Raw genomic sequence first — 19,871 nt, forward strand, 5'->3', positions numbered from 1 at the left:
ACAGACACTATTTCTAGGCTAATCCTTCGCGGCGAACGGTTGTGACGAGACCACGGGGTCAGCCGGCCAGATGGCGTTCCTGATCGATCACTGAATCGATACTGTCACCCAGGTTACTCGTGGCTGACCACAGTCGGTAGTAGTAGCCGCGGCGCTCCAGCAGTTCCTGGTGCGGGCCGACCTCGACGATGCGGCCGGCGTCGAGGACGACGATCCGGTCCGCTCTGGCCGCGGTGCCAAGCCGGTGGGCCACCACGAAGGTGGTCCGGCCGGCGGACACGTGGCCACTGGCGGCCAGCACGGCCCCCTCGGTGGCCGGATCGAGCGCGGCCGTCGCCTCGTCGAGCAGCAGGATGTCGGGGTCGACCAGTTCCGTTCTGGCCAGACCGACGAGTTGCCGTTGACCCGCTGACAGCTGGTTGCCCCGCTCACCGACGGGCTGGTGGAACCCCGAGGGCAGGCTGCCCACCATCGCGGTGGCGCCGACCGCCGCCGTCGCGCGTTCCACCTCCGCGCGGCTGGCCGTCGGACGTCCGTAGCGGATGTTGTCGGCCACGTCGCCGGAGAACAGGTGCGCCTCCTGGGGCACCACGCCGAGTCGACCGCGGAACCCCGCCAGGTCGTAGTCGCGGACGTCCACGCCGTCGACCAGCACGCTCCCCTCCTGCGGTTCGTAGAACCGGGCGAGCAGCTTCACGAGGGTCGACTTGCCGGCACCGGTGGCGCCGACCAGTGCGACGGTCTCGCCGGGTGCCACCCGGAGCGAGACCTCGGACAACGCGGCGGTCGAGGCCCCCGGGTAGGTGAAGCTGACGTCGCTGAACTCGACCAGCCCGGTCAGTCGGCCCCGCACCGGCACCGGCTCGGCGGCCGGCACGATCGACGTCGGGGTGCGCAGCAGCCCGCCGATCCGGCGCAGGCCGACCCTGGCCTGCTGGTACCCGTCGAACACGGTGGACAACTGCTGGATGGGCGAGAAGAAGAGCCGCAGGTAGAGGCTGAAGGCCAGTAGCACGCCGGGGGACAGGCCGCCGTCGGCGACGCGGAAGGCGCCCACGGCGAGGACCGCGGCCTGGGCGAGCTCGGAGAGCAACGCGATGAACGGGAAGTAGGTGGCGATGTAGCGCTGGGCGCGCAACCGCGACCTGCGGTAGGCGTCGCTGCGGCTCGCGAACACCGCGGCGGACCGCTTCTCGCGGGTGAAGGACTGGGCGACGCGGACGCCGGACAGGTTCTCCTGGAAGTCCGCGTTGACCGCGCTGATCCGTTCCCGCGCCTCGGAGTACGCGGCCGAGGACAGGCGGCGGAACACCAGGGTCGCCAGGACCAGCACCGGGACGGGCAGCAGCGCGACCACGGCGAGCGACAGGTCGGTCAGCAGGAGCGCGACCGTGATCCCGATGAGGGTGAACAGGCTCACCACCGCGGTCGCCAACCCGGTCTGGAGGAAGGTGGACAGCGCGTCGACGTCGGTGGTCATCCGCGTCATGATCCGCCCGGCCAGCTCGCGTTCGTAGAAGTCGAGCCCCAGCCGTTGGAGGTGCGAGAAGCTGCGGACGCGCAACAGGTACAGCAGGGTCTCCCCGGCCCTGGCGGCCACCACGGTCTGGAGGGCGACCGCCAGCAACGACACCACGACCACGGCGGCGCCGGCGGCCGTCGCCACGAGCAGCGCGCCACCGTCACCCTGCCCGACGCCCGAGTCCACGCCGTGCCGGACCAGCGTGGGGAGCGCGAGCCCGGTGAGGGCGTCAAGGGCGACCGCGACCACGGCCAGTGCCAGCGGCCACCTGACGACGCGGAGTTGACGGCGGAACCGGAACTCCGGGTCGGGGGCGCTGGCGTCCACACCCCGGAGGTCGGGCACGTCCCTCGCCGGCGGGAGCGCGGCCACCCGGGCGGCCAGATCCGGGTCGGCTTCCAGCGCCGGGCGGCTCGTCGTCCCGTCCTCGTCGGTGACCGCCGGCCACAGGTCCCGGCCCCGAGGCACCGTTCCCGGCCCGCCCTCCGGCTCGTCCCCGTCGTCGCCCGCGCCCTCGATCTCCTCGCCAGGGCCGGCGAGGAGTCGGCGGAACAACGGGCACCGCTGGTTCAGTTCGGATTCGGTGCCGACGTCGACGACCCTGCCCCGGTCCAGGACCGCGATGCGGTCCGCGAGGGAGAGCGTGGAACGTCGGTGCGCCACGAGCAGGGTGGTGCGCCCCCGGGTGATCGAGCGGAGCGTGGCGTGGATCGCGGCCTCCGTGACGGGGTCCACGGCCGACGTCGCGTCGTCCAACACCAGGACCCTCGGGTCGGTGAGCAGGGCCCTGGCCAGGGCGATCCGTTGCCGCTGCCCCCCCGAGAGCGACATGCCCCGTTCGCCGACCACCGTGTCGTACCCGGCGGGGAGCCGGTCGATGAACTCGGTGGCCTCCGCCGCCGCGGCCGCCGCCCTGATCTCCTCCTCCGTCGCCTCCGGCCGGCCGTAGGCGATGTTGGCGCGCACGGTGTCGGAGAAGAGGAAGGCTTCCTCGAACGCGACCCCGACCGCTCCGCGCAGGGAGTCCAGCCGCAGGTCACGGACGTCGACGGGGGCGTCCTGGCCGCCGACCCGGACCGACCCGGTGTGGACGTCGTAGAAGCGGGGGAGCAGCAGGGCGACCGTGGACTTGCCGGAGCCCGCGGCCCCGACCAGGGCCACCGTCTCGCCCGGTGCCACCCGCAGGCTCACGTCGTCGAGCACCCGCTCCCGCCGGACGTAGCCGAACCCGACGCCGCGCAGCTCCACGGCCAGCGGTCCCTCCGGCAGTGCCACGGCCCCCTCGGCCTCCCGCACCTCGGGCTGGGAGTCGATCAGTTCGTTGACCCGTTCCGCGCTGGCCCTGGCCAACTGCGCGCTGACCACCATGTTGGTGAGCATGCGGGCCGGACCGACGAGCATGGCGACGTAGGTGGCGAAGGCGAGGAAGGTGCCGAGGCTGATCTCGCCCCGCAGTGCCAACCAGCCACCGAGACCGAGCACCCCCACCTGGCCGGCGACGGGCAGCGCGGCCAGCAGGGAGCTGGGCCACGCGGTGAGGCGCGCCGCCCGCAGCCGCTCGCCGAACAGCTTCCTCGCGCTGTCCTCCAGTCGCCCGATCTCCCGTTCCTCCTGGCCGAAGCCCTTCACCACCCGCACACCGGTCACGGCCTCCTCGACGTGACCGGCCACCTCGCCCGCCCGTTGCTGCGCGGCCCACGTCGCGGGGTAGAGGACGAGCCGGCTGCGCATCGCGGTCAGCGCGGCCAGCGGCAGCACCACCAACGCGATCAGCGTCAGCGGTGCCGACAGCCAGAACATGGCGACCAGTGAGAACAGCGCGAGGACGGCGCTGCCGGCGGAGAAGGGCGCCATCGCCAGCAGCGTCTGGATGACCTGGAGGTCGCTGATCGCGCGGGACACGACCTGGCCGGTGCGCATCGTGTCCTGCTTGCCCCCGTCGAAGCGGCTGACCGCGGCGAACACGGCCTGGCGCAGGTCGTGCTGGACGTCGACCGAGAGGCGTCCCGCCTCGTAGCGCCGGACGAACGCCATCCCGAAACGGACCAGGGCCAGGACGAAGAGGAGACCCACCAGCAGGCCGATCCCCTCGGTGCTCCCGTCCACGGCTCGGTCCACGACGACCCTGGTGAGCAGCGGCGCGGCCGCCTCGAGACCAACCCCGAGCACCGAAGCCCCGAAGGCCAGCAGGACGGTCCCGCGGTGGCGCCAGCTCGCCGAGGCGAGACGCCGCACCCAGCCGGCCGCCGGCACGGCGGGGGAGGGCTCGTCTGTGGAACGCGCCGGGCCGGTGGCGTCCTCCGGGGCGGAACGGGCGGAACCGGGGCCGGAGGAGTTGGAGCCCGGTCTGGCGTCGGGACTCGGGGAAGAGCTGTCAGGCACGTGGTCAGGCTAGGCCTTTCCTAGCGCGGCGCACCCGCTGTGCGCCGAGGGGCGTCGACGTCCGACCGGCCGGTGCGGCGCCAGCACCCCTGCCCGGCGGTCCAGCAGGAGGAACCCGCGGGCGGGTGGGTGGGTGCCGCCGACAGGTGTGGCAGGGGCCCACGTCCGCGCGGACTGGGGCCGTCAGGTCGGCCGGGGCGGACGAGCCGCCAGGCGGGAGCCGGGGAGAGCCGCCGGCCCCCGTCGTGGGGCCGGCGGCTCGCGCTCGTCAGGTGACGTCGCGCTTCTGGTTGAGCAGCCACCCGAGCAGGACGAACAGCGCCGCCCACCCGAGGAAGGCCAGGCCGCTGAGCCACCAGTCGTTGAACTGCCCGCTGACGCCGGCCGCTTCCAGGTCGCCGCGCACCTCCGGCGGGATGTCCGCGGTCCCCGCATGGGTGCTGACCACGGAGAACAGCTGGGCCATCGCCAGGCCGAGCAGGGCGAAACTGCCGGAACCGTTCGGCAGGTACGGGCTGACCGCGCTCCCACCCATCTCGGAGAACAGGCTGACCAGGATGGTCTCACCGAGGAGCGTGTAGATCGGGATGATGAGGACGACCCCGACCTGGTTGCCGACGAGCGCGCCGAAACCCACGCCCAACAACGTCCAGAGCACCATCAGGACGATGCTGACCAGGCACAGCAGCAGCCAGTCACCCACCGCGGGGAAGCCGTCACCGTAACCGACGAAGGCGCCGAGGGAACCCGTGATCGCGCAGACCACACCGTAGAACGCGCCGACCGCGGCACAGCTGACGAGCTTCGCCCCGAGCACGGCGGCCCGGGAGTCGGCGGTCAGGAACGTGGTGGTGATGGTCTTGTGCCGCAGTTCACCGGACATCGACAGACCGCCGAAGATCGCGCCGAAGACCGTGGCCAGGTTGAAGCCCGCCGCGTACATCAGCCCGGCGATCGGAACGGAGTCGCCGCCGAACTCGGCCGCGCTGCCCGCGAAGGAACCCACGGCGCCGCCGAACCAGGCGAGGAAGAAGGTGAACAGCGCGGCGGGAATGAGCAGTGCCCACCACAGGTTCACCGTGAGGATCTTGCGGAACTCGGAGGTGATGAGCCGGCCCATCAGGCGTTTCCTCCCTGGTTGCCCTCGGAGGGGTCCCCGCCGGGCGGTTGCTGTTCCGGGCGAGCCTGGTCACCGGTGGGGGGTGACTGGTAGCCGGGGGGCGGTTGGTACCCCGGTGGCTGGTAGCCGGGTGGTGGTGAGTAGCCGGCCGGTGGCTGCTGGTACCCCGGTGGCGGCTGCTGGTACCCGGGTGGCGGCTGGTAGCCGGCCGGGGGCTGCTGGTAGCCCGGGGGCTGCTGGTACCCGGCCGGCGGCGGGGGACCGCCGAACCCGCCGGGTTGGCCCGGTCCTGGTGGCTGCTGGGTGTAGAGGTTCTGTTGCGCGCCGCCGTACTGGCCGCTGGTGAGCTGGAAGAAGATCTCCTCGAGGTCCGCCTTGTCCTCCTGGATCCCGTAGACGGCCACCCCGGCGTCGCGGGCGATGTCGGCGACCCGCCTCGGATCGGCGCCGCCCATCACGGCGAGGGTCCCGTCCGGGGTGGTCTCCAGGTTGGTCAGGTTGGCGGCCCGAAGCGCCTCCACCAGCTTGTTGGGGTCGTCCGCCCTGACCAGCACGCGGCTGGGACGGGTGGCCCGCAGGTCGTCGAGGCCGCCGTAGTAGACGGTCTGACCGCGGCTGACGATGATGAGCTTGTCGACGGTCTGTTCGACCTCGCGGAGTTGGTGGCTGGAGACGAGCACGGTCCTGCCGGCGGCGGCGAAGGACCGCATGAATCCACGCAGCCAGGCGATGCCCTCCGGGTCGAGACCGTTCGCCGGCTCGTCGAGGACGAGGACCTGCGGGTCACCGAGCAGCGCGGTGGCCAGCGCCAGGCGTTGCCGCATGCCGAGGGAGAACCCCCGGACGCCGCGCCGGGCCGCGACTCCGAGCCCCACCTGGTCCAGGGCCCGGTCGGCGGCCGAGTCGGGCAGCCCGATCGCCGCCGCGTAGCAGCGCAGGTGGTTCCGCGCGTTTCGGGTGGGGTGGAAGCTCTGGGCCTCGAGGACCGCGCCGACCACTCGGGCGGGGTTGGTGATGTCGTCGAAGCGGAGCCCGTTGATGGTGGCGACGCCCGCGGTGGGTGTCACCAGTCCCAACAGCATCCGCAGGGTGGTCGTCTTCCCGGACCCGTTGGGGCCAAGGAACCCGGTGACCGAGCCGGGCTCCACGGTGAAGTCGAGGTTCTGCACCGCCGTGACAGGACCGAACTGTTTCGTCAGGCCCTGCACAACGATCCGGCCTGTGCCGTCGTGCACGGATTCCTCCTCGTCGCCGCGCGGCTGAACGCGCTCATCCTGCCGTACGGGGCGGTTCCCCGGTGGGCGGTCGTGGGTACCGGGCCGGGTGGGGGCCGGTGGGAGTACCGACCGTGCCTGGGCGGTGTCGAGGAGTGAACCCGCCGGGTGCCGAGCGGGTGCGGTCGGGCGGGTGCTCGAGGGGCGCCGCCGGGGCCCGTCCTGGCGGCGTTCCCGTCACCCCGAGCAGCCGAGGCGGGGCTCGTCGTCCCGGGCGGAGCGGTGTGCGGCGGCGTTCCCGGCCGCACCGCGTCGTGCGTCAGCCCGGTGACGACGGAGGTCACGGCTCGCGCCCACCGCCCTCGGGCACGTGTCCCGCGTGCCGGGGGATGGCGAGCCGCTCTCAGCCGTTCGGTGAGAGGCGTCGCATCAGCCGCGACTGGCGCTCCATCACGTTCGCCCGGTGGATGCGGGTGCTGTCGGTCTCGAGGTGCCCGCCCACCGGGGTGGCGAACACGTGGCCCTGCCCCGGGGAGGTGGACGTGCTCTCGGCACTGGCGGCTTCGGCGGCTTCCTGGTCGCTCGCCGGCCAGGCCGGAGCGGTGGGGGAGGGCGCGTCGTCCGGCCAGGGCGGTCCCGGTGCCCCGGATCCACCGGGAGTGGTGGGGGCTGGGGTCACCGGGAGGGGGTGTTCGGGTTCGTGGGTCGGGCTCATGCGGTGCGGCGGCGTTCCCCTGGCCGACCCTCGCCCGAGGGAACCGAGGGGGCCCCGGCGCGGTCGTTGCCCACCCCCGTCCCCGATCAGGTGACGGTGGGCCATGAGCCACACCTTGCAGGGCCAGCGGCGGCGCCGCCAGCCACCCGGGCAGGCGCGGCAGCGCCCGTCGTCGGCCGGTTGGTGCACGGTGAGCAGGAGTCGCCAGCCGTCGGCCAGGCGTCGCAGTTCCGCTCGGGCCAGCGGCAGCAGGGTGTTCTCGTCGTCATGCTCGGCGGCGCGGTCGAGCATCGCCAAGCGTTCCATCACCGCCTGGCGCAGCGCCTTCTCAGTCACGTTCATCTCCGTCGTGGTCCCTCGTGGTGACGGCGGCGCGGTCCAGCGACCGCCGTAGGGAGCGCGTCTGCTGGGTGGACAGCACCGCGCTCGCCCCGGGGGGTGCGACCAGGAGTACGTCCTGGTCGTCGACCAGCACGGTCACCGATCGGTCCCGGCCGAAGGGGTCGTGGCAGGCGATCAGCCAACGTCGTCCCCCCGGCGGCCGCCCGGCCTCGTCCGTCCGCCCGTGACGGATGGGCCGCGCGGTGTGCGACGGGTGAGCTGTCGGGTCGACCGAGGCGTTCACTGAGCAGTCATCGGCCACGAGATGAAAATGATTCAGTCTTCCGGTGGAGGTTCACTCGATCGGGCGCTCTCGGATGGGCTAAAGGTTGGTAGTCGGGTGATCTTCTCCGGATACACCACGACCTGGTCAACACAAGCCGTACCGAGCGACTAGACTTGACGGTGGCGGCCCGCTCCCGGTGACCCCCAGGCCGGTTGAGCGGGCCGCCCCTGTGCCGCGATGCGTCGCGACCTCGTGCCAAGCGTGATGCCGGTACGGCGCCGCCTCGGCGCCCCGCCCTTCCGTCACCCGCCCAACAGGCGCTCCGGCTCGACCCACTCCATCCCGTGCGCCTCAGCGACCGGCCGGTTCGTCAACGCCCCCTCGTGGGTGCTCAGCCCGTGCGCCAGGTCGGGGTCCCGCCGCGCCGCCCCCCGCCAGCCGTGCTCCGCCAGTGCCAGCACGTGCGGCAGCGTCACGTTCGTCAGCGCGTGGGTGGACGTGTGAGGAACCGCGCCCGGCATGTTGGCCACGCAGTAGAAGACCGAGTCGTGCACCCGGAAGGTCGGCTCGTCGTGCGTCGTCGGGCGGGAGTCAGCGAAACAACCACCCTGGTCGATCGAGATGTCCACCAGCACCGAACCCGGCCGCATGCGCGCCACCAGGTCGTTGTCGACCAGTTTCGGGGCCTTCGCGCCCGGCACCAGCACGGCGCCGATGACGAGGTCGGCGGACAGCACCGACCGCTCCAGGGTGTACCGGTTCGAGGTGATCGTGCGCAGCCTTCCCCGGAACTCGCGGTCGATCGAGCGCAGCCTGTCGACCCTGGTGTCGAGCAGCTCGACGTCGGCCTGCATCCCGAGCGCGATGGAGGCCGCGCTCAGCCCGGCGACACCGGCGCCGATGACCGTCACCTTCGCGGGGGGGACGCCGGGAACGCCGCTGGGGAGTACGCCCCGGCCGCCGGCGGGCCGCAGCATGGCCCCGACAGCCACCATCGGGGCGAGCCGGCCCGCGACCTCCGACATGGGCGCGAGCAGCGGCAACGTGCCGTCGGGGGCCTGCACGGTCTCGTAGGCGATGCCGGTCACACCGCTGTCCACCATCGCCGAGGTGAGTTCCCTGCTGCTGGCCAGGTGCAGGTAGGTGAAGAGCACCTGGCCGGCCCGCAACAACGGGTACTCGGACGGAACGGGTTCCTTGACCTTGAGGACCAGGTCACCGCTGGCCCACACGTCCTCCGCGGTGTCGAGGATCTTGGCGCCGGCGGAGTGGTACTCGGCGTCGCTGATCGCGGAGCCCTGCCCGGCCCCGGTCTCCACCAGCACGTCATGACCCAGCCCGGTGAGTTCGAGCACACCGGCGGGGGTGAGCGCGACCCGGTACTCGTTGTTCTTCACTTCGCGGGGAACGGCGATCTTCACGGTGTTTCCTTCCGTCGGATGGCGGCGGGTCGGCGGGCGGCGACCGGTTGCCCGCGGCCCGCCGTCGGTCCCGCGATGCCGGTTGGTGTTCGGCATCGCACGGGTGAGTCGAACGTATCGCCGGTCACACGGGTGCGACTAGAAGCGAAGTAACCCATTCGCGGGGCGCTCACACCACCCGGACCAGCCGAACGGACGAGGGGACGAGCTACCGTCAGGCACGTGAGCACCAGGGAGACGCGGAGCGAGCCACCCGCAGCCGAGGCCACCGGCGTGTGGAGCCGGCAGATGATGTTGCTGCTGGCGACGACGTTCGGTGTCTTCTCCAGCTTCTACCTCCTGCTCTCGGTGGTGCCCCAGTTCGCCGCGGCGAACGGGGCGGCCGAGGCGCTCGCGGGCGCGACGACCGGCGTCTACATGTTCGCGACGGTCGGACTGCAGGTCTTCATGCCCCGGCTGCTCGTCCGGTTCGGGTACCGGACCCTGTTGTTGTCGGGTGCCGTGCTGCTGGGAGCGCCCGCGTTGCTGCTGATCGCGTCCTCCCGGATCGATGTGGTCCTCGCCGTCTCAGCCGTGCGCGGCCTCGGCTTCGGCATCGTGACGGTCGCCTGCGCCGCCCTGGTCGCCGAGCTGGTGCCACCACGGCTGCGGGGCAAGGGCTCCGGCCTCTACGGCGGCGCCGTCGGACTGGCGGGACTCGGCGCGCTGCCGCTGGGGGTCTGGATGGCCGAGCACCTCGGCTACGAGACGGTGTTCCTGACGGCTGGGCTGGTGCCGCTCGTCTCCCTGTTCGCCGCGATCGGCCTGGCCGCGCCCCGCCCGGTGCGGGGCCAGGAGGCGGGCGGTCTGCTCCGGGCCTTCCGGACCGGCGCGCTGCGTCGCCCCTTCCTGGTGTTGACGATGACCGCGGTGGCCTCGGGAACGGTGGTGACCTTCCTCCCCCTGGCGGTCACCGGAGCCGGAGCCGCTCTCGTGCCGGCGGCGCTGCTCGCCCAGCAGGCCTTCGCCACCGGGGGGCGCTGGGCGGCGGGACTCCTCGGAGACCGGTTCGGCAACGGACGGCTGTTGGTGCCCGCCGTGGTGTCGGCCGGTGCGGGCGTCGGCGCGGTCGTGCTCGGGGACCAGCCGGTGGTGCTCCTCACCGGAATGGTCCTGTTCGGACTCGGCTTCGGCGTCGTGCAGAACGCCACCCTGGTGATCATGTTCCAGCGGGTCGAGCGGCGGAACTACGGGCTGGCGAGCACGCAGTGGAACATCGGCTTCGACGCGGGCACCGGCCTCGGCGCGGTCGCCATCGGCCTCGTCGTCCAACAGGCCGGCTACGGTGCCGGATTCATGGTGGTCGCCCTGCTCGTGCTCGCCGTGCTGCCGGCGGCCTGGCCCGACCGGGCGGCCCGCTGAGCACCTGGGCCCGGGCGGGAGGGGCCGGGCTGTTCACCGAGGTGGGTGCGCGGCGGCCGGCTTCCCGCGCCAGGGCAGGCCCGGCGCCGGGCCGTGCGGCATCGCGGGGAGCGGGTCCTCGCGGCCGCTGGCACGAACGCGCCGGCCGACGGGATGTCGACCGGCGCGCTCGGAGCTCGGCTCAGAACTGGAACAGGGCGCCGGTGCCGGCGGCCATCGTGCAGGAGTTCGACCACTCGGTCTCGTAGTCCACCGGCACCCCCGCCACCGTCCCCCGCGCGGAGACGGCGACGGGCTGGTAGATCATCGTGCACAAGGCGTTGCCGTCGCCTCGGATCGCCTCGAGGTCACCCCCGGAGTCCCGGAGCTCGGCGCAGGCCGCCTCCGCGTTCGGGTGGTCGCCCCCGTCGGGGTCGCAGGTGAGCAGGACGGTCCTGCCCAGGGGGGACTCGTCGGCCTTCGCCGGGGTGACCGGACGCACGTTCAGGGTCAACACGGTCGAGGCCGGCCGCGAGGCCGCCGGCTCGCTGCCGGCGGCGGGAGCCGCGCCGCCGAGAAGGGCGCTGCCCGCGAGGAGCGAGCTGACGACCAGGTGGTGCAGAGCCATGTCGGTAGTCCTCCGTGTGTGGTGAGGGCGTTGTCGTGCCCGCCAGTGGATGGCGGCGGGTTTCGTGCCGGCGGGGGCAAATCGGGTCTACCTGTTCGCCGATCCGGCCGCGAGGCAACCACGGAGTAACTACTCGTTCGGGTTTAACTCGTTCGTGTATCGGGGCGCAGAGTGACGGCAGTCGGCGCGAATGTGGGCGACTGCCGCCACCGCGACGTGATTCAGTCCAGCGCGGGAATGGTGGTCCGGGTGGACAGTTCCGCCTCGATCATGTCGGCGACGGCCGCCATTCCGAGTTCGTTGGGGTGTACGGGGAAGGCCGGACTCGTGGGGAGGACGCCCTCCACCCACTTCACGCCCTTCGGCTGGCACCAGTCGTGGCCCTGCGAGGCGCCGTAGGTGTCGACGAAGACCGCGCCAGCCCGGTCGGCGGCCGAGGCGAGCATGGCGTTGAGTGCCTGGTGCACGCCGTCGAGGAAGGCCGTGTCGCCCCGCGCGATCGGTACCCGGGGGAAGCAGCCACCAGTGGCGGGCACGATCGTCTGGTACCCGACGACCAGCACCGTCGCCGACGGGGACCGGTGCGTGATCTCGTCCAGTGCCCGGTCGATCAGCGGCGCGGTGTCCTCGATGCGGTCCAGCAGCTCGTTCCCGCCCCCGCCGGTGTAGTGGCGTTCGCACGGGTTCCCGGTGGGCGCGGTGACGCTCCGCGTCGCGCAGGTCAGGACGATGTCGCTGAAGCCGATGTCGTTGCCACCGATCTGCAGCGTGACCAGGTCGGTGTCCGGCCGCAACGCGTCGAGCTGGGGAGCGTTGCGTCCAGCGAGGACGTTCTGGGGCTCGTGCAGGTCCACGGTGGTCGCGCCACTGCAGCTGGCGTCGGTGAAGGAGTTCACGTCGAGGGACGCCCGGAGCACCGCCGGGTAGTTCCTGGTGGACCGGAAACAGCCGAGCGGGTTGAGCTGTGGATAGGGGATCAGGGGACCGGCGGTGAAGGAATCGCCGAGTGCGACGTAGTGGTGGTGGGATCGGTCGTCCCGCACGAGGTCGGGCGTTTCGGCCGACGCGGCCGGGGCGAGGAGAACACCGGAGAACAGGATGGAGAGTGCGACCGCGAGTGGGGTGCGTACTCCGCGCGGCGGTGAGCGGAAGAAACGGGTCATCGCGACTTCCTTGCCTGAAAGGAGGAATGTCCTTGTGATCGTGACCTTCGGGTGGGGTGGTGTCAACGATCAGCCGGAACACTCGCCCGAGATGGCTACTGAACGGTAGCTTGTGGAGGCCAGGGAGCGTCCAGGGAGCGGAGGCGGTGACATGACGGCCGAGGCGTTCGTCTACGAGGCGGTGCGGACCCCGCGCGGTCGGGGCAAGCGGACGGGAGCCCTGCACGGTGTTCCCCCGGTCGAGTTGGTGGTGGGGCTCGTCGAGGAGTTGCGCCGGCGGGCACCCGGCCTGGACCCCGCGTTGGTCGAGGACCTGGTCCTCGGAGTGGTCACCCCGGTAGGGGACCAGGGGGGCGACATCGCCAAGACCGCCGCCCTCCTCGCGGGCCTCCCCGAGACCACGGCCGGAGTGCAGCTGAACCGCTTCTGCGCCTCGGGCCTGGAGGCGGTCAACGTCGCCGCCCAGAAGGTCCGCTCCGGCTGGGAGGGACTGGTGCTGGCCGGCGGGGTGGAGTCGATGTCCCGTGTCCCGCTGGGTTCTGACGGCGGTCCGTGGGCCAACGACCCCGAGACCATGCGGCGCACGGCGTTCGTGCCCCAGGGCATCGGCGCGGATCTCATCGCCACGATCGAGGGTTTCGACCGCGCCGCGGTCGACGGGTACGCCGCCGAGTCGCAGCGCCGGGCCGCCGAGGCCCGGGCCGCGGGGTTGTTCGACCGCTCGCTCGTTCCGGTGCGGGACCGTGACGGCCGGGTCCTGCTCGACCAGGACGAGCACCCCCGGGAGGGAACGACCGTGGAGGCGCTGGGAGAACTGGCCCCCGCCTTCGCCGAAGTGGGACGCGACGGCGGTTTCGACGCGGTCGCCCTGGGCCGTTACGACTCGCTGTCCGAGGTCCACCACGTGCACACGGCCGGGAACTCCTCGGGGATCGTCGACGGTGCTGCGCTCGTCCTCGTCGGGAACGAGGAGGTGGGCGAACGGATCGGCCTGCGGCCGAGGGCCCGGATCCTCGCGGCCGGGGTCAGCGGGGCCGATCCCACGATCATGCTGACCGGCCCGGGCCCCGCCGTCGACCGGGCGCTGGACCGGGCGGGGCTCACGATCTCCGACATCGATCTGGTGGAGATCAACGAGGCATTCGCCGCGGTGCCCATGAAGTTCACGAGGGACTACGGCCTTTCCCCGGAGCGGGTGAACGTGGTCGGAGGCGCGATCGCGCTCGGCCACCCGTTGGGCGCGACCGGGGCGATGCTCCTGGGAACGGTCCTCGACGAGTTGGAGCGGCGGCGGCTGCGGTACGGGCTCGTCACGCTGTGCGCGGGCGGGGGGATGGGCATCGCCACGGTGGTCGAACGGGTCTGAGGAAGCCCGCCGTCGCCGGTCGGACGCCTGCCGTCATGGTCGCCCAGCCCGTGGCGGGGATCCCGTTCGCCTCCCCGGGACATCCTCGGCGTCTCGACGGCCCCCGAAGGTCGATGGCGGTGCGGTGGGAGCCGCGGCGCGGGAGTGGAGGCAGGCCCGAGGGGACCTCGTGTCCGCCGGGGCCCGGGTCGCCGCCTGGCGGATGGGTGGCCCCGCCGACGGAGGAACTGGCACGTCGTCCCTCGGCGGCGACGTCAGCGGCGGTCCGGCGTGACGGGGGCCCTCAGCACCAACACCGGGTCCGGGAGCTCAGAGGTCCTCGGGGGCGGCCTGCGCGCTCACCCAGTTCAGGTAGTCCTCGTTGCCACCGATGATCGGCGTCGCCACCACCTCGGGGACCTCCCGGTCATGGATCGCCTCGATGTGGTCGGTGAGGTCGGTCAACCGGGACATCACGGTCTTCACGACGCACTGCCACTCCTGCGTGACCTGGATCAGGCCCGCCCAGCGGTACACGCTGCTGATCGGACCCAGCACCTGGGCGCTCGCGCCCAGGCCCGTCTCGACGATGTCCCTGGCGAGCCGGAGCGCGGTGTCCTCGGAGTCGGTCGTGGTGGTCACCTGGCAGTAAGCGGAGGGCAGAGCCGGATCGTTCGGGACGGCCGCCCCCGGCTGTAGTGGTTCGGGAATCGACACGCGCTGCTCCGTTCGGGTGGACGCGAACTGTCAGGGCCTCATGGTGGGGCTCCCCCGCGCACCCGGCAATCCGCGACACCCGGGCGTGGACGTGCGGAAGGGCGCCGGTCCGAGCGGACCGACGCCCTTCCGGGTGTCCTGCCGTGGGCAGTGCCGATCAGAAGCCGGCGTGGTGCGAGCCGTGCCCGCCGTGCGGGGTGCCCTTGCCCTCGTGGCCTTCGTGCTCGAACTCGAGCTCGACCTTGTTGTGGTCGAGGATCGGCGCGTTGGTGCAGTCGCTGAGCTGCGGGGACGCGATCGGCACGATCACGCCGATCACGGCGGCCACGTTGTTGCCGCACAGCTGCACCGGCACGGCGCTGATGTTGTTGTCGTTGATCAGGTTGATGCCGTCGTTGTCCGCGGAGTCCGCGAACGCGGTGGCACCCAGCGTCATGACGCCGAGGGCGGCACCGGCGAGGCCGCCGGCGAGACGAGCGGAGGTGCGCATTGGTGGGCCTTTCGATCTGGTGAAACGTGCTTGGTGTCGACCGTCGCCGCCGGAGTGGGCGAGAGCCGGGAGCTCCCGGTGCGCGGCCGGCCGTGTGATTGACGGCCGGCCGCGCACGACAGGAGTTGCTTTGGGGTGGCGGCAGCGTTTCTTTCGTCGGAAGCGCAGTAACGGTGACGCGCATTTCCGGCGGAAAGCTCCCACCGGGGCCTTACGGAAGACGGCGTTGTCGGTCAGCCGGCTGAGTCAGCTGATCCGGGGCGTCTCGCCTCGGCCGGGTTGTGTCACTTGCCGTGCTCGACCTCGACCTCGACCTTGTTGTGGTCGAGGATCGGGGCGTTGGTGCAGTCGCTGATCTGCGGGGAGACCAGCGGGACGATGACGCCGATCACGGCGGCGATGTTGTTTCCGCAGGCCTGGATCGGCACGGCGCTGATGTTGTTGTCGTTGACGGCGTTGATGCCGTCGTTGCCCGCGGCGTCCGCGAACGCGGGGGCGCTGAAGGCGAGAGCACCGAGCGTTGCCGCCGCGGTGGCGCCTGCAATACGAGTCGAGGTACGCACTGGTGTGCCTTCCTTCAGGAATTACGTGTGAGTGTCTGGCAGCGTCTCTGGGGAGGGCTCCCGCTGAGGCGCTGGGGGGATTCTGCCCCAACTTCGACCGGTAATTCATCCCCGTCCGGCAGAATTGTGGGTTCTGTACCTGAAAGAGTGAATCTTGGTATTTTTCCCACGGTGGCCTCCCGGCTGGGAGGTGCTTGGTAAAAGGCGTACCCGGGAATGTGGTGCGGGCAGCACCAACCGGGCGAAGGGCCTATTCGCCCTTCGCCCGGTGGTTTCCGCGTGTGATTCAGTCGAGCGGCAGCGTTCCCGTCATCGGAGCGAATCCGGCCGCGTGGGACAGGACGTTCTGGGCGGTGCCGAGCACCCCGGAGGACTCGTTGTGCTGCGTGTCCGCCGCGGCGGGCAGCACCTGCGGCCGCTCGGCCGGGTCCTGCGCGGCCTCGGCGCCCCCGGCCGCCGCCTGGGGCTGGTCCGCCGGTGCTGGCAGGGTCTGCGGCGTCTCGGGCGACCGCTCGGTCCGGAGGGGCAGCGTCGGGAGGGTGCGGTCGGGCAGCAGCCGCTCCGTCGTCGCGGCCTCGCCCACGGGGAGGCTGGAGGCGAGTTCCGGCAGGTCGACCCCGGAGAGCAGGCGGCCGGTGGCGGCCGTTCCGTTCTCCACCACGGAGTGCGGGATCTCGGAGACCTGCTGGTCCGCGGTGGCGGCTGGCGTCTGACCGGGCAACCTGGGCAGTCCGAGGTCGGGCAGCCTCAGGTCCGGCAGGATGCGGGCGTTCGTGTCGCCGCCGGCCTGCGTCCCGCCGTCACCTGGGGCCTCCTCCTGGCCGGGGAGGAGGTCGAGAACCCCGGAGAGGTTGTCGGACAGGGTGGTGACGGTGCTGGTCATGGGGGTGGACGGCTCGTCGGCCTCGCCTGGCGTCTGCTCCTGGCGAGCGGCCGAGGCCAGCCCGGCGAGGCCGTCCTGCGGCACGTCGAAGCGGTCGGCGCCCGGAAGGCGGTCGACGAGGCCCCTCGCGGCGGGCGCCGTTCCGCTCACGTGGGCTCCGGCCGCGTCCGCTACTCCGCGCAGCGCTCCCGCCGTCTCCCCCAGGGTCCCGGCCGCGTCCAGCTCGGACAGGTTCCGCCGGGCCTGGCCAGCGGTCTCGCCCAGCCCGGAGGCCGTGCTGCGCAGCGTCTCGCCGCCACCCGAGACGACCCGGTCCGCGGCGGGGCCCACCACCGGCAGCTCCCGCACCGGTGGGGTGGAGAGGAGGCGGTGGACCTGGAGCTGCTGGGTGGCCTGCCCCACCTGCTGGGTGACCGGGTTCAGGTTCAGCTCGGGGTCGAGGTTGTAGCCCTCGACAGCCGTCACCTCGACCGCCGTGTCCACGGCGGAGAAACCCGAGTGCACCTCGGGGCGCTCCCACACGTGGGCGTGGACGAGCTTCTCGGACTTGGTGTCCTCCAGCAGGCCGATGTTCTGCGGGGCGACACCGACCTCGATGTCCGGCCTGGTGCGGGTCAGGCCGGAGAGTTCGTTGAGCTGCTCGCCGATCGCCGTGGTGAACGCCGAGGTGGCCCCTGGCTCGAGCGGGGACTGGGGGGACTGGGCGTCCCGCGCGAGGCCGTGCGCGATCGCCTCGACGGCGTGGCCCGGCGCCGTGAGGACGTTGGGCACGCTGAGCTTGGCCTCGGTGTCGAGGCAGGGAACGACCTCGGTGCCGAAGGGGTGGTAGACGAGCGGGCCGCAGGTGTTCAGCGGCACCTCCACGCCGAGCTCCTTGGGGACGTAGGGAAGGTCCGTCGTCCCGTCGGTGTGCTCGGCCGCGGCGGCGGCTCCGGTGCCGGCGCCCGCCGCGGCGAGGCCGGCCGCCATCACCGCGGCCTTCAGAGTGCGCGAGGTCCTGGAAGACAAGGGGGGTTTCTCCTCGGTGTCGTCGCGAGTGCTGGGGTGGTGGGGCCCGGACCGGACGGACCGACTGCCGGCGCTCTGCGGTGGTCGCGGCGCCAGCGCGCTCCTTGGTCGGCAACGGTTTGAGTGGGGCACTCACCTCGTGCGGGCCGCCACCGCACCCGAGCATGATCGACGTCGTTCCCGGGGCCGTTGAAGTTCGATGCGGAGAAAACCCTCGTTCGAGCGAGGAAAATGACCTGTTCTAGTTAACGAGCTGGGCGTGGCGGGGGCGCGACGCGCCGAGGCGTCCCGCCCTCCGGCGGAACCGGGTGACCGGGGCTGGAGCGGTGTGCGGATCCAGCTGTCAGGATGCTTCCCCGCCGGTGGCGATGGCCTCGGCGAGTGCCGCCTCGGCCATGCGGCGCAGCAGGAGGGCCATCGTGGTCGTGTCGACGCCGTTCGCGCTGTGCGGAGTGGAGTTGAGCAGCCCGAAGACCGCGTGGGTGGCGGCGCGGAGCCGTTCGGAGGGCGCCCCGGGGGCGAGCCGGGTCAGGACGTCGACCCACTCCTCCACGTAGCGGCGTTGCGCCGCCCGGATCCGGCGGCGGTCGGCGGCGGGGACGCTGTGGAGTTCGCGGTCGTGGACCCGGATCAGGGCGGGTTGGGCCAGGGCGAACTCCACGTGCCAGGTGAGCAGCGTGGTGAGGGCGTCCTGGGGTGAGGTGGCGCCCGCGACCCGGCGGCGCCCCTCGTCGAGCAGCCGGTGGCTGATGTCGAGCAGCATCTCGCTCAGGACCGACTCCTTGTTGCGGAAGTGCCGGTAGAGGGCGGGGCCTGACACCCCGACCGCCTTGCCGAGGTCCTCCATGGAGACCCCGAGGAACCCGCGTTCGGCGAAGAGCGGGGCCGCGGCCGCCAGGATGGCCTCGCGGCGGCTGCTCGCACGGCGTGCCGGCGGCGGTGTCCGGCGTTCCGCCTCGGAGTCGTCGTGGTCCACCCGCCCAGGGTAGACGAGGGTGTTAACGAGCATTAACATTCGCGGGAGCCCGGGTTAACGCTCATTAACGTCGTCGGCGGTCCCCCGTCGAGGATCGGGAGGCTGGGAGTGACGGACATCGACGTCCTGCGCAGCACCTGCGACCGCGCCGCCGCGTCCTACCGGCGCAACAGGGACGCGCACCTCGCCCTGGTCGCCGAACTCGACGACCGGCGGGCCGCCGCGGCCCTCGGCGGCCCGGAGAGCGCGCGGGAACGCCACCTGGCCCGGGGCAAGCTCCTGCCACGTGAGCGGGTGAACGCACTGCTGGACCCGGGTTCGCCGTTCCTCGAACTGTCACCGCTGGCGGCCCACGGGTTGTACGAGGGCGCGGCGCCGGCGGCCGGGGTCATCACCGGTGTGGGGCGGGTCTCGGGCCGCGACTGCGTGATCGTCGCCAACGACGCGACGGTCAAGGGCGGCACCTACTACCCGATGTCGGTGAAGAAGCACCTCCGGGCGCAGGAGGTCGCGCTGCACAACCACCTGCCCTGCCTCTACCTCGTGGACTCCGGTGGCGCGTTCCTGCCCGCCCAGGACGAGGTGTTCCCCGACCGCGAGCACTTCGGGCGGATCTTCTACAACCAGGCGACCATGTCCGCGCTGGGCATCCCGCAGCTGTCCGCGGTCATGGGTTCCTGCACCGCGGGCGGGGCGTACGTACCGGCGATGAGCGACCAGACCGTCATCGTTCGGAACCAGGGCACGATCTTCCTCGGGGGGCCGCCCCTGGTGAAGGCGGCCACCGGCGAGGAGGTCAGCGCCGAGGACCTCGGCGGCGGCGACCTGCACGCCCGGGTCTCCGGGGTCACCGACCACCTCGCGGTGGACGACGCCCACGCGCTGCGGTTGCTGCGGGGCGTGGTGGACACCCTCGGTCCGGCGTCGCCGCCACCGTGGGACACCCGGCCGCCCGAACCGCCGGCCGTGGACCCGGACGACCTCTACGGCATGGTCCCGGTCGACCCGCGTGTCCCCTACGACGTCCGGGAGGTCATCGCCCGGCTGGTCGACCGCAGCGAGTTCGCCGAGTTCAAGGCGGACTACGGACCAACCCTGGTCACCGGCTTCGCCCGGCTGCACGGGCACCCGGTCGGCATCATCGCCAACAACGGGGTGCTGTTCTCGGAGTCCGCGCTCAAGGGCGCCCACTTCGTCCAGCTCTGCGACCGGCGGGGGATCCCCCTGGTCTTCCTCCAGAACATCAGCGGCTTCATGGTGGGCCGCGAGTACGAGGCCGGTGGCATCGCCAAGCACGGTGCCAAGATGGTCACCGCCGTGGCCTGTGCCCGGGTCCCGAAGCTCACCGTCGTCATCGGTGGTTCGTTCGGCGCCGGGAACTACAGCATGTGCGGGCGCGCCTACTCCCCCCGCTTCCTCTGGATGTGGCCCAACGCGCGGATCTCGGTGATGGGCGGTGAGCAGGCCGCCTCCGTGCTCGCCACGGTTCGCCGCGACCAGCTCGAGTCCCGGGGTCAGGAGTGGTCCTCGGCCGACGAGGAGGCTTTCCGCGCGCCGATCCGGGCGCAGTACGAGGAGCAGGGCAGCCCCTACTACTCCACGGCGCGGTTGTGGGACGACGGGGTGATCGACCCGGCCGACACCAGGACCGCCTTGGCACTCGGGCTGTCGGCCGCCGCGAACGCGCCGCTGGCGCCGGTGAGCTACGGCGTCTTCCGGATGTGACCGGCCGGCCGG

General features: G+C 72.1%; 17 protein-coding genes. 4 read left to right on the forward strand and 13 right to left on the reverse strand.

The annotated features are described in order from the left end of the window. Window positions 1-58: 58 nt before the first annotated feature. From G443_RS20245 to G443_RS20255, 3 genes are all read right to left on the reverse strand, one after another. Window positions 59-3,775: an ABC transporter ATP-binding protein gene (locus G443_RS20245; RefSeq protein WP_051314020.1), complete on the reverse strand. Its 3,717-nt coding sequence runs from the start codon at window positions 3,773-3,775 to the stop codon at window positions 59-61. 397 nt (window positions 3,776-4,172) lie between these two features. Continuing rightward, window positions 4,173-5,024: an ABC transporter permease gene (locus G443_RS20250; protein ID WP_026419116.1), complete on the reverse strand. Its 852-nt coding sequence runs from the start codon at window positions 5,022-5,024 to the stop codon at window positions 4,173-4,175. Continuing rightward, complete coding sequence (locus G443_RS20255) at window positions 5,024-6,259, reverse strand: ATP-binding cassette domain-containing protein (RefSeq protein WP_026419115.1); 1,236 nt, start codon at window positions 6,257-6,259, stop codon at window positions 5,024-5,026. Before G443_RS20255 ends, G443_RS20250 begins: the two co-directional genes overlap by 1 nt. On the opposite strand from G443_RS20255, the gene G443_RS20260 reads away from it, so the two are divergent. After that, entirely contained in the window at window positions 6,254-6,397 is a 144-nt protein-coding gene (locus G443_RS20260; protein ID WP_155886152.1) for a hypothetical protein, read from the forward strand. The two genes, G443_RS20255 and G443_RS20260, sit on opposite strands and share 6 nt — an antisense overlap. A gap of 244 nt (window positions 6,398-6,641) precedes the next feature. On the opposite strand, the gene G443_RS20265 is transcribed toward G443_RS20260, so the two are convergent. From G443_RS20265 to ald, 3 genes are all read right to left on the reverse strand, one after another. Then, on the reverse strand, window positions 6,642-7,295 hold the full coding sequence (locus G443_RS20265; RefSeq protein WP_211237540.1) for a hypothetical protein: 654 nt from the start codon (window positions 7,293-7,295) through the stop codon (window positions 6,642-6,644). Continuing rightward, window positions 7,282-7,434, reverse strand: coding sequence for a hypothetical protein (locus G443_RS20270; RefSeq protein ID WP_245588829.1), 153 nt, complete (start codon window positions 7,432-7,434; stop codon window positions 7,282-7,284). Before G443_RS20270 ends, G443_RS20265 begins: the two co-directional genes overlap by 14 nt. Window positions 7,435-7,862: 428 nt before the next feature. Continuing rightward, window positions 7,863-8,981 (reverse strand): alanine dehydrogenase, encoded by a 1,119-nt coding sequence (gene ald / locus G443_RS20275; protein ID WP_026419114.1) that lies wholly within the window; start codon window positions 8,979-8,981, stop codon window positions 7,863-7,865. A 222-nt stretch (window positions 8,982-9,203) separates the two neighbouring features. Between ald and G443_RS20280 the strand changes: the two genes are divergently transcribed. Continuing rightward, window positions 9,204-10,382: an MFS transporter gene (locus G443_RS20280; RefSeq protein ID WP_026419113.1), complete on the forward strand. Its 1,179-nt coding sequence runs from the start codon at window positions 9,204-9,206 to the stop codon at window positions 10,380-10,382. 181 nt (window positions 10,383-10,563) lie between these two features. On the opposite strand, the gene G443_RS20285 is transcribed toward G443_RS20280, so the two are convergent. Both G443_RS20285 and G443_RS20290 read right to left on the reverse strand, forming a co-directional pair. Continuing rightward, complete coding sequence (locus G443_RS20285) at window positions 10,564-10,989, reverse strand: SSI family serine proteinase inhibitor (protein ID WP_026419112.1); 426 nt, start codon at window positions 10,987-10,989, stop codon at window positions 10,564-10,566. A gap of 221 nt (window positions 10,990-11,210) precedes the next feature. Further along, window positions 11,211-12,152 carry an SGNH/GDSL hydrolase family protein gene (locus G443_RS20290; RefSeq protein WP_026419111.1) on the reverse strand — a complete coding sequence of 314 codons (942 nt, stop codon included), beginning with the start codon at window positions 12,150-12,152 and terminating at the stop codon, window positions 11,211-11,213. A 151-nt stretch (window positions 12,153-12,303) separates the two neighbouring features. On the opposite strand from G443_RS20290, the gene G443_RS20295 reads away from it, so the two are divergent. Beyond that, on the forward strand, window positions 12,304-13,518 hold the full coding sequence (locus G443_RS20295; RefSeq protein ID WP_026419110.1) for an acetyl-CoA C-acetyltransferase: 1,215 nt from the start codon (window positions 12,304-12,306) through the stop codon (window positions 13,516-13,518). Between the two features lie 309 nt (window positions 13,519-13,827). Here G443_RS20295 and cutA read toward each other — a convergent pair whose 3' ends face one another. The 5 genes from cutA to G443_RS20320 form a co-directional block, all read right to left on the reverse strand. Next, window positions 13,828-14,139, reverse strand: coding sequence for a divalent-cation tolerance protein CutA (gene cutA / locus G443_RS20300; protein ID WP_245588828.1), 312 nt, complete (start codon window positions 14,137-14,139; stop codon window positions 13,828-13,830). Window positions 14,140-14,371: 232 nt separating this feature from the next. Then, window positions 14,372-14,704, reverse strand: a complete 333-nt coding sequence (locus tag G443_RS20305) for a hypothetical protein (protein ID WP_026419107.1) — start codon at window positions 14,702-14,704, stop codon at window positions 14,372-14,374. A gap of 284 nt (window positions 14,705-14,988) precedes the next feature. Further along, complete coding sequence (locus tag G443_RS20310; protein WP_026419106.1) at window positions 14,989-15,267, reverse strand: hypothetical protein; 279 nt, start codon at window positions 15,265-15,267, stop codon at window positions 14,989-14,991. Between the two features lie 286 nt (window positions 15,268-15,553). Further along, the gene (locus tag G443_RS20315) at window positions 15,554-17,158 is read right to left on the reverse strand and encodes a hypothetical protein (RefSeq protein ID WP_155886151.1); all 1,605 of its coding nucleotides are present in this window, start codon (window positions 17,156-17,158) and stop codon (window positions 15,554-15,556) included. 343 nt (window positions 17,159-17,501) lie between these two features. Continuing rightward, a complete protein-coding gene (locus tag G443_RS20320) occupies window positions 17,502-18,134 on the reverse strand; it encodes an SACE_7040 family transcriptional regulator (RefSeq protein WP_245588827.1) in 633 nt (210 codons plus the stop codon). Window positions 18,135-18,260: 126 nt separating this feature from the next. Between G443_RS20320 and G443_RS20325 the strand changes: the two genes are divergently transcribed. Next, window positions 18,261-19,859, forward strand: a complete 1,599-nt coding sequence (locus G443_RS20325; protein WP_026419103.1) for a carboxyl transferase domain-containing protein — start codon at window positions 18,261-18,263, stop codon at window positions 19,857-19,859. Window positions 19,860-19,871: the final 12 nt, after the last annotated feature.

Source organism: Actinoalloteichus caeruleus DSM 43889 (genome assembly GCF_000429185.2).
Lineage (GTDB): Bacteria > Actinomycetota > Actinomycetes > Mycobacteriales > Pseudonocardiaceae > Actinoalloteichus_B > Actinoalloteichus_B caeruleus.

Excerpts from the sequence above, each read along its gene's own strand:
- G443_RS20305 (WP_026419107.1), bottom strand. The coding sequence starts at position 14,704 with ATGCGCACCTCCGCTCGTCTCGCCGGCGGCCTCGCCGGTGCCGCCCTC.
- G443_RS20265 (WP_211237540.1), bottom strand. The coding sequence starts at position 7,295 with ATGAACGTGACTGAGAAGGCGCTGCGCCAGGCGGTGATGGAACGCTTG.
- G443_RS20285 (WP_026419112.1), bottom strand. The coding sequence starts at position 10,989 with ATGGCTCTGCACCACCTGGTCGTCAGCTCGCTCCTCGCGGGCAGCGCC.
- G443_RS20295 (WP_026419110.1), top strand. The coding sequence starts at position 12,304 with ATGACGGCCGAGGCGTTCGTCTACGAGGCGGTGCGGACCCCGCGCGGT.
- G443_RS20290 (WP_026419111.1), bottom strand. The coding sequence starts at position 12,152 with ATGACCCGTTTCTTCCGCTCACCGCCGCGCGGAGTACGCACCCCACTC.
- G443_RS20250 (WP_026419116.1), bottom strand. The coding sequence starts at position 5,024 with ATGGGCCGGCTCATCACCTCCGAGTTCCGCAAGATCCTCACGGTGAAC.